Origin of the sequence: Butyrivibrio sp. (assembly GCF_017635265.1) — a bacterium.
GTDB lineage: Bacteria > Bacillota > Clostridia > Lachnospirales > Lachnospiraceae > Butyrivibrio.
Genome location: NZ_JAGBLU010000051.1, coordinates 1 through 9,633, shown reverse-complemented (window position 1 = coordinate 9,633; position 9,633 = coordinate 1). Strand labels below are relative to the sequence as shown.

Here is a 9,633-nt window from a genome sequence, read left to right as displayed (position 1 = left end):
TCTTTTTTTCAGATAGCGACAGCATTCTATTTTAAAGAGGGTTTGTATCCCAATGGCCCTATTTGGTTCTTGCTCTGTCTATTTCAAGTTAATATATTATTTTGTATTATATGGAGAATAAATGATTCTAAGGTGTCTTTGTTATTGTTTTCTGTTCTGATCGGTGCCGTTGGACTTCTATTAAGTTATTTCTCTATAAATCTATATTGCAATTTAGATTCGGCATTAACAGGGATCCCTTTCTTTTTCTTTGGATATTTAGTAAAACGAACTGATATCATTTCAGATAGGAAGCATAATATTGTTTTTGTGCTATGTTTTGTTATGATATCTTTTTTGTTTATTTATTTTTTTTCGCGCAATTCGGAATTTAATTTTAATAAGTTCGCCAATGTTCTTACATTATATCCTTGTGGCATCTTGGGTAGTCTCTCAGTGCTTTTATTATGTAAATGTTTTGGTAAAGTTCCTATGTTAACATTTTGGGGACATTATTCATTAATTATTTTATCAACTCATTATTTCATTTTGGACCTGTTTCGTTATGTTTTGTATAACACACCGTTAGATAGTTGGTGGGTTATTTTTATTATTCTTATGAGTCTATATTTTATTTTAGTTCCTTTATTAGTCAGATTTCTTCCATATTTTACTGCTCAGAAAGATTTGATTACGTGGCAAGGGAAACATAAGGATTAAGCACGTTACCAATAGCAGCCTTCTTCTATGTTTTGTGCTTGATCTGGTGTTTCTTCAGGCAATGGTCTCACCCAATAAGGTGTAAAAAAACGGCTATAACTTGTCCCGTTAAAACCATAGTTAGGGTTCTCCCAACGCTTGCCTTTGATGCCGAACAACAATTGGGTTGCTCCACCAAGGTGAATTGCTTTCTTCCCCTGACGTTTGCAATGTGCCGCCAAGAGAAAACCATAGGCTCCACATCCGATGATACAGATTTCATAGTCGTGCTTATCAATTTCGTTCTCCATGTAATGTAAAGCATCAAACCATGTTTCAAATCCGTTGGGCTTTACTCCCGTGATAGATTGTACAGCCTTGAGGGTTTGCAAGGTAAACTCTGGCAGAATTCTTGAATCTTTATGAACTAAATTTCTTTTGGCATATTGTGATTGAATAGTTTCAGTAAATGGATGAACAACTAGAACTTTTTTACCTTCCAATGCCGTTGTCCAAGGTTCGGTGTCGCTTCCCCATAAAGGATTAAGCAGCTCTAGGTCTACGAAGGTCGCGTTTGACAGTTCTTTTGAAAAGTAACTCTCTTCTTTGCACCATGAGCCTAAAACGTCAACAAGTGGCATGGCTGCTATCATTTCTTTACCGAATAGATCAAATTGCTTGTCTATAGGAAGGAAAAAACCTGCATTGTTATACATCCTCTCTATGAGATTATCGGGATACCACCATATGTCACTCTTGCCGCGTGCATAGTTCAGTAGGTCATATTTATAATACATGCGATTTCTTGCAAATACAGTACACTCAATTTCGTTTGATCCAAAACGTCCTATCATGCATGGGCGTTCAGAACAGAGCAAGTCATGTATCCGTTTGTTAGAGAATGCAGGATTATCACTTGCTTGAGGCTTTTGGGGATGGAATGTCCCCCAAAGCGTAGTATGTATTTTTCGTGCTTGGTTAAAACCTTTGATAATCAGTCGGTCTGATAACGAAATCCTATTCATGGAATTTTTATTTGAAATGAATGATATTGCAGATTCGTGAAAAAAAGTCTTTTGCTCCTTTGCAGAAAAGGTATATTAAAGTGAAGTTGATAATGAGATAGATGAATGTACCTGCAGCACAATATGCTATCCATTGAAGATAACCCTCATCAGCATGACAGTCCCATATGGCCAATATTAAGTGTGTAGTCCCAAAACTAAATATAGATACAATATAGTTACGTATTGCACCGCCCCAATATTTTAGATAGGGTAAATGGAACGCGGAATGGAAAAGGTAGTACGGTTTCCAAATTAAACCAATAAGGGAAGTTGTAATAACTTTACTAAGCAAAATGCCGCTGATACCCCAAAGATAACCACCAATGAGTGTTATTGTTACATTCATAAATAGTTCTGCCCAAGCAGACCATGTGTCAGCAAAAAGGCCATGTGTTGCATTGAACATGTCGACACTGCCTCGCGAAGTTCCGATATATATGGAAATGACAAGTAGGATAAGGATGTTTCGCGGGAGAAGATATTCTGCACCCAGCCAAATGCTGATAAAAGGTTCAATATAATGATAAATGGAAAAACATAGGAAACCTGCTACAAAATGCCTGATAGTTGTAAGTTCCCAAAAGACTTTGATAATTTTTTGTTTGTTACCTTCTGCAACAAGATTGCCGATGCTGGCCTGTATACTTCCTAATACAGAACTAAATAGTTGTCCCGTTCTTGTAGCGATAAGCGTATAATTACCATAAAAGGCGACCATTTTTAGGGAAACAAAGAGAAAGATGAAAAGTTCATCGCTTTTATACAGAATGAAATCTTTAATTTTATGGATAAATATTTGTCGAGTATATACGATGATGTTGGGATATTTCTTCCAAAGATTTTTTCCTTTCAATTTGTTAGTACTCAACCAGGGGTATTCCTTATTTATTTTCAAATTAAGAATGATGCATCCTATAATGCCGAACAAGAATTCTATCAAAACCCAGACGTAAAGGTTCTTGTATGTATATGCTAATGCTATCTGTATCACAGTTTTAACTAGGCCTGCTGATTGAAAATATATTGCAACAAGATAGTTTTTCTGGTCTGCAGACAGGAGAATTTGCCTATAGTTAATAAAATAGCCGATGAGTGATGAACCAAGGATGGAGTAGAAAGAAAAGTACACGATGCCAAGACCTAAGGCTGTCTTGGCAAAAATCCATGGGAAAAAGAGGCTGATGATGAGACCTGCAAAAAGAATTATAAGACCTATCCAGTTATAAAGATAACCAAAAACAGAAAGAATTTCAGATATTTCGGCCTTGTTTTTTTGTTGTAACGGTTTGTATAAAAGATAGCCAATACTGCCACTTATTCCTAATTCTGCCAGGTTTAAATATCCAAGGATATTATTTAACGTTCCTGTTAGTCCAATGAACTCGGTACCGAGGAATTCGAGAAATATCTTTCGAGAGAAGAAAGCAAGAAATAAGGTTAGGAAGTAGAATATAAGGTTTACTTCCGCATTTAAAATGCTTTTCTTTACTCTTTCTCCCATAACTACAATCTTTTATTGAATTTGATGAAGCTTATATCGTAGGTCATTCATGGCTATTCGCCAACACCAGTGTGGGTTTGATATGTTTAATCCCATTTTATATCCATCTAAAGGCATAATCAATGGAATATGTTTGATGTGTAGGTGATGATGTTCGCAGAAGACATTAATGAGTCGTTCGCTCATATAGCCATAGATACGGCTTTGGACAGGATCGTCAATAGGGGGGACACGGCGCTCAACCTCAAATAGAATGTCGAAAAGCCATTTAGAGTACTCATCGAAATGCTTCCAGTGAGTGATGAACATATTATAACCAACAGAAATATTGGAATGGTCCATAGATTTTTCAAAAGCTGGTATATATTGTGGCGAGCGTTCTTTAATAATTTGGCGTAGCATCTCCCAGTCTTTTGCAATATGGTAGTCGGCATATTGCTGCGTGTTGCTCACTCGCCAATGGCGGGCAACAGGCAGAATAATATCGTATTTCTTCAAAAGCTTTTCCAAGTCAGGGAATTGATAAGGATGGCTGAAGAATTCTTCTGTCTTGATGAAGTGCTTATCTGCAGAGAACTGGGGCCACTTGCGCTGGAAGTCAAAATAACGACGGTAATGGTTGAGACCAACGATATCAACATTCTTAAGATTCTTCCATGCCCAATAATGACAGGTCAGTTCGCAGAAATGAGGATTCTTGGATGAGATGTTCTCTCCTTCGCTATCAGGTTGATAACCAGGAATGGTTTCATGTAGTGCAGCACCTGCTTGAATAGGTAAGAAGTATGGGTGCGGGGGAAGGGGAACCTTTTTATGAGCGCAGATAAAAATAATTATATTCTTCATCTTTTATTTATCGTGTGTGGTATGAATAAAGTCGGTATTTTTGCGGTCAATCTTGAGAATGTTCATGACCATTCTCCATACAAGTACGGGTAGAGAGAGAATCTTTCCAAAAACAGAATGGCTACGCAACTGTCTAGGTGTTGCAATATAAAGGGCTATACAGATTGCCAAGAACAAACACCACCACTTGACATACCAAAGGTTGTCAAAGAACAAGGAAACGAGAGTCATCAAAATGGATAGGCCAAACGTTGCAATGACCAGCATGGAACGGGGAATGAGTGCTTGCTGAATGGTTTTGTCGATAAAATCAAGGTTGCAAGTCATGATAGCATGGGGAATGTAGGGCAGCAGATTGAAAAAACTCTGTATCTGGGCCGTCATCCAGCGCAGACGTTGCTTTTGGAAATTGTCTTTATTGCTGACTTTCTCGTCAAAGACGTGGATGTTAGATTCGTAATGGATATACACTTTCTGCTTGAGTAGAAGTGCTTCTAATTCACGGTCTTCACCGGCAGTGCTAAGCTTATGGACATTGTTCTTAAACCATTTATAGTCAAAGCACATGCCGGAACCAATCAGGGCTGAAGACAAACCTATGCGATTGTGGGCTTTACGGAAAATGGTGTTGTTGATTTCCTCGCTGACACCGTCAAGCACAGCAATGTCGTTGTTGTTGTTCTTGGCACAGCGGTGGCACTGGATAGCCTTATACCCTTTGGCACACTCTTCATTCAATTGCTCCAAAAAGTGAGAATCCACCACATTATCGGCATCAAGAATAATCACAAAGTCATAGTATTCTTTTATTTGGTCAATCGCATATTGCATAGCCTTAGCTTTGCTGCTCTTCTCGAAAACAGGCTGTAGCAGGGTAATGGGCAATTCATGCAATTGCTGGTTGGTTTCAGGCTGCATGTGGTCGGAAATGACTGCCACATGAAAGTTTTCATACGGGTAGTATTGCCCTAAGAATTGGCGGACAGAGGGGACAATGACACGGTCTTCATTGTAGGCAGGGTAAAGAATCAGGTAGGAAAAATATTCTTTTTTGCGCATGGACAATGCTTTGTCGGTCAGGTATGATGTCAGTTCGGACACGCGTCTTCTCCATAATGTAGAAACCAAGGCAAAGAAAAGAATATAGAAGACGGAAGCCGCCATCAATACCCATAAGATGATATCAATGATATGGATAAGATGCCAAATCATAGGTTGTTAGTTTTTGAGATCAATCATATCGTTGAATTTCCTGCCTAACTTGAATTTATTCAAAAAAGAACTAAGAAACACAACTGGAATTTTGAAGAAGGTACTGTCCCATTTGTCATCCACCAGATAGTTGGGGGTGGCAATGGCAAAAATCAATAGTACAATAGCAAAGAGCGCCCACCATTTTAAGGCTGCTGTCATATAGATGAAGGGAACTAATATACCCATGATGATGATGACTACCATCATAATCATTCGTGGTATCAGCATCCATTGCAACAACTTGTCAATGAGGTCATAATGACGGTTGATCAAAGCGGCAGGCAAATAACGGATATTTCTGAGAATAGAGCGAAACTGGGTCCATATCCAACTACGGTGCTTACGGTTGAAATCCTCAGCCTGACGGGCTTTTTCATTATAAACAGAGATTTTGTCGAAATAATCGACATAGATATGCTGACGGGTCAGCATGGCTTCTAATTCCTTGTCTGCCCAATGTGCCTTGGCCTTTTGGATGTAGTCCTTGAACCAGTTGAACTCAAACGCCATACCGGAACTGGCCAATGCTGCGGGTAAGCCTATGCTGATATGACCACGGCGGAAGATAGAGTTGTTGATTTCCTCAAATATTGCACTTAGACGAGCAGGTGTTGTGTCACGATTCAAAGACAACTTATGTGTTTGAATGGCTTTGGTGCCTGCTGCCTCGTAGGCATCGTTCACCTGCTCTAAGAATTCCTGTTCCACTACATCGCCTGCTTCTAAGATGACAACAGCATCATAAATCTTGAATTGAGGCAAGTTGTTAATGGCTAATTGCAGGGATTTTGTCCTGGATTGTCTCCTAAAGTTCGGAGTCAGTAAGGTGATGGGGTGTTGCGCCAAATGAAACATGGTCATCTCGTCCTCATGATCGGCAATAACGGTTACATCGAATTGACGTTGGGAATAACTCTGTCCAAGAATCGATTTGACCGTCATCTCCAAACTTCTGCCACTCTTATAAGATGGGATCAGTACGATAAAGCGATTCTGCTTCTTCGCTTTTGGTGTTTCACTATGCCGGACGAAGAGAGAGGTAATAGCAAATACTCCCAAATACAACACTGTCATTGAGATGAGGATAAACAAGATCCAGTCTATGATGGTAAAAATATACCAGAATGTCATGATGCTGATGCTTTTATAAAGTGATGAATGCCCTTGATGGTCGCTTTTGCCAAATCGGGGCGACGGTGGATGCAATACTTTAACATATCCCTGACTGCTACCATCCCAATGAGATAGCCATAGGATAAATATCGAGAGAATGTCGGATTGTTCCGTTGTACAAATAGTAATCGATTACGAGTAATATAATAAGTCCGTAAAGGACTATTCTGACCAGTAGACTGGCTTTCCTTATGATAGATGGTGCAGGCGGGCTCATACCAGATATCATATCCCGTCCGGCGAATCATCATTGACCAGTCTAACTCTTCGTAATAGAGAAAATAGCATTCGGGCATCAGTCCTGCCTTTTCAACCACTTCCCGCTTAACCATCATGGCAGCCCCATGAACGTAAGGGGTTGGATGAGCAGTATCATATTGTCCATGGTCTTCCTCGCCAAAACCAATGGAATGGTTACGCATGGTGATGGAAGAGAGTGGGGTATAGCCTGCAAATTGAATGGGATGATTACCCCACGCAAAGCGTATCTTCGGACATACTGCGCCAATCTTTGGCGAGCTTTCTAAACGATTGATGAGATGTCTGATGTCTGATGTCTGTTGTCTAATCGTATCATTGTTCAAAAAGAACAAGTATTTGCCTTGGGCGGCTTGGATGCCTAAGTTGTTGCCACCGGCAAAACCGAGGTTTTGGGGGCTTCGGATAACTTTGACCTGAGGATAACGTTGCGCAATGAGGGTGGCCTCGTCTGCCTTAGAAGCATTATCTACCACGAGTACCTCTATCGACGCATCGTCTAAAGGTAATGTCTCAATTAACTCACAGGTGTCTTCCAACCCATTGAAATTAATCGTGATAATAGAAAGTTCAAAGTTACACTCTCGATGCACGCTTCTTCTCTAATTTTAGGCGTTTCTTTTCTTCTTGTATGGCAAGTTGTTTGTTTTCGTATTCAATCCATTCGTTTTCAATATAAGGTAGTACATAGACAATGGTTAAACCACCATAGAAAACGAGGCAATTCGGAAACTGCATGAGAACCTGGTTGCCATATCCTCCTAATTGTTGGGATACCATCGCACAACAGAAACCTGCTCCAATACCCCTTAGGGATGGACTCTTTAGTCTAAATAGAACTATCCAGCAAGCTCCGAAAATCATGATGGCTGTACAAATCAAAAAGATAGTGATACCGATAATACCCGTATGAATCCAAATAAAGACATATTCAGAGTCGGGGGGGACTGTTGCCATAAATGTATATTTGTTGTTTGCTGGTATATTTTTATAGCCTACTGCCATACCAATGCCCCAAGGGGCTTCAGCTAAGTATTTCTTCATAGCTGTTTGGTTAATAGTGCGGGCATTGGCTGACGCGTCATTTCTATCAAATGCAGAACGCATACGTCGAATAGACTGATTACTATTACCTATATCTGTAAATGCCAGGATAAAAATAAATAGCGTAAATGCAATAGTAATAGGAATTGCTATCTTGAAAGATTTTGACAAGAAAATGTAAATGATAAATCCTGCGATAAGGCAGGCTATTGCTGTTCTGGTGCCAGATGGGAATACTGCCCAGGCACATACTGCTCCAGTGATGAGAAAAAAGTATTTATACTTTTTGATTCTACTGGTAATTCCAAAGATGATGAACGCAACGGCAGTTGAGGCAATTCCGATACCAAAGTTGGCAGCATCGCTAAATATGGAGAAATATCGAATCAAAGTTCCTCCATATAGAATATGTGTCGAGCGTCCACGTCCTTGTAGCCAAATATTCTCAGCATCTGTAAAACCAATGTATTTTTGTTTCCATACCCAAAATGCGGCAAATAAGGCCAATCCCCCCCATACGTATAAATATTTAATTAATATTTTCGGATTTGAAATGTATAATGTGAAGACCAAGAATGCATACATCAATTGATATGCAATAGAACGGGCTGTTGTATACCACGCCCCCACATTAATGCCGATTCCACAGGTGTCATTAAGTACCTCTAATGTGCAAAATCCACACCAAATTATCAGTGAAAATAGCATGATATTAGCACAACGTTCGAATCTCGCTTCTTTAATATCAATAATGGCTATAGTAAGTAGTACGATTTCTATTGCCTCATTATAAAGTGAGGTCGGAATGCCTTGTGGCAGCGGAGCACTGTGCCAAATAACGATGTAGTTGATGACAATCAATGCCCAAAAAGCAGACATCCGGTAGTTGAATATGGCGATGACTATTAAAACTAAAAGAGGGATAGCACAAATGATGGCAAAAGGAGCAAATCCTGCGGTAATTAACTCATATATGGCTACCACAAAGAGGAGGAGGAGTAACGAGACTCTTCCTCCGTTGTCTTTAGCGTATGTCTTGAACGCACTTGTCATTTACTTTCCATGTTCGTTTTCTGTAGCAGTCAAGCCTAACTGGGAGATACGATAGACAAAGTTGTTGAACTTGGTGTAAGGCGGCAACTGGCCTACAAACTCCTCAACGGCATAGCGGCTGGCCTCAGTCAGATACATGAAGAGGGTATCCTTATGCTCCTCATCCAACATGGCCTGTACTTCCTTCAATGCTTTCTGGTCAACATCCTTCCAGGTACGATTAGCACGGGTAACCATCAAGTTGACAGTACCCATATTTAACAAGGCAGGAGAGATGGAGTTCTCATCCAGATTTGGATACTCAATGATTGCAATCTCGTCTGGCAAGATATCGGGACAGAGATCCTTGATGTCCTTAGCCATGATGAACTTGCTGTCTTCTGCCAAGAAGTCTTCATCGTATGTCAGACGGCGCACTTGTAAACCGATAGAAATCCAATAGTTCTCCAACTCCTGAGCCAAATAACTCTTGCCGCTGCCGGAGTCGGTAGAAATCAGATTCAATACATTCTGCTGACCTTCCTGGAAATGGGGCAGTAATGCCTTGCTAAGTTGCTTCATGGCCATGTCGGCAATGGTCTTGTTGAAGCGACGATAGCGAAGATTGCTCTCCTTGGGGTAACAGCCCATGACAGGTATTTGGGTGATGCGCTCAGAACGCATACGGTCACGTAAAGTGCGGTCGAGCATTTCGATAATCAGGAACCATAAAGCGGTCAGCATGAAGGTCAGCATGAATGTTCCCAACAGTATCATGAT

General features: G+C 40.2%; 9 protein-coding genes. 1 reads left to right on the top strand and 8 read right to left on the bottom strand.

Translation table 11 applies throughout. The features are described from left to right. Positions 1 to 12 precede the first annotated feature (12 nt). The gene (locus J6O61_RS19725; protein ID WP_442861699.1) at positions 13 to 699 is read left to right on the top strand and encodes an acyltransferase family protein; all 687 of its coding nucleotides are present in this window, start codon (positions 13 to 15) and stop codon (positions 697 to 699) included. Positions 700 to 704: 5 nt separating this feature from the next. On the opposite strand, the gene J6O61_RS06735 is transcribed toward J6O61_RS19725, so the two are convergent. The 8 genes from J6O61_RS06735 to J6O61_RS06700 all read right to left on the bottom strand — a co-directional run. Next, positions 705 to 1,703: a hypothetical protein gene (locus tag J6O61_RS06735; RefSeq protein ID WP_292211154.1), complete on the bottom strand. Its 999-nt coding sequence runs from the start codon at positions 1,701 to 1,703 to the stop codon at positions 705 to 707. A gap of 7 nt (positions 1,704 to 1,710) precedes the next feature. Continuing rightward, a complete protein-coding gene (locus tag J6O61_RS06730; RefSeq protein ID WP_292211153.1) occupies positions 1,711 to 3,246 on the bottom strand; it encodes a lipopolysaccharide biosynthesis protein in 1,536 nt (511 codons plus the stop codon). 12 nt (positions 3,247 to 3,258) lie between these two features. Then, positions 3,259 to 4,092, bottom strand: coding sequence for a DUF4422 domain-containing protein (locus tag J6O61_RS06725; protein ID WP_292211152.1), 834 nt, complete (start codon positions 4,090 to 4,092; stop codon positions 3,259 to 3,261). Positions 4,093 to 4,095: 3 nt separating this feature from the next. Then, positions 4,096 to 5,304, bottom strand: coding sequence for a glycosyltransferase (locus tag J6O61_RS06720; RefSeq protein ID WP_292211151.1), 1,209 nt, complete (start codon positions 5,302 to 5,304; stop codon positions 4,096 to 4,098). Between the two features lie 6 nt (positions 5,305 to 5,310). Next, positions 5,311 to 6,420, bottom strand: a complete 1,110-nt coding sequence (locus tag J6O61_RS06715) for a glycosyltransferase family 2 protein (RefSeq protein ID WP_292211148.1) — start codon at positions 6,418 to 6,420, stop codon at positions 5,311 to 5,313. A gap of 53 nt (positions 6,421 to 6,473) precedes the next feature. Then, the gene (locus tag J6O61_RS06710; protein WP_292211146.1) at positions 6,474 to 7,370 is read right to left on the bottom strand and encodes a glycosyltransferase family 2 protein; all 897 of its coding nucleotides are present in this window, start codon (positions 7,368 to 7,370) and stop codon (positions 6,474 to 6,476) included. Beyond that, on the bottom strand, positions 7,354 to 8,805 hold the full coding sequence (locus tag J6O61_RS06705) for an O-antigen ligase family protein (protein WP_292211143.1): 1,452 nt from the start codon (positions 8,803 to 8,805) through the stop codon (positions 7,354 to 7,356). The genes J6O61_RS06710 and J6O61_RS06705 overlap by 17 nt, the downstream gene beginning before the upstream one ends. Positions 8,806 to 8,874: 69 nt before the next feature. After that, positions 8,875 to 9,633, bottom strand: a 759-nt coding sequence (locus tag J6O61_RS06700; RefSeq protein ID WP_292211141.1) for a hypothetical protein, incomplete at its 5' end; no start/stop codon positions are given.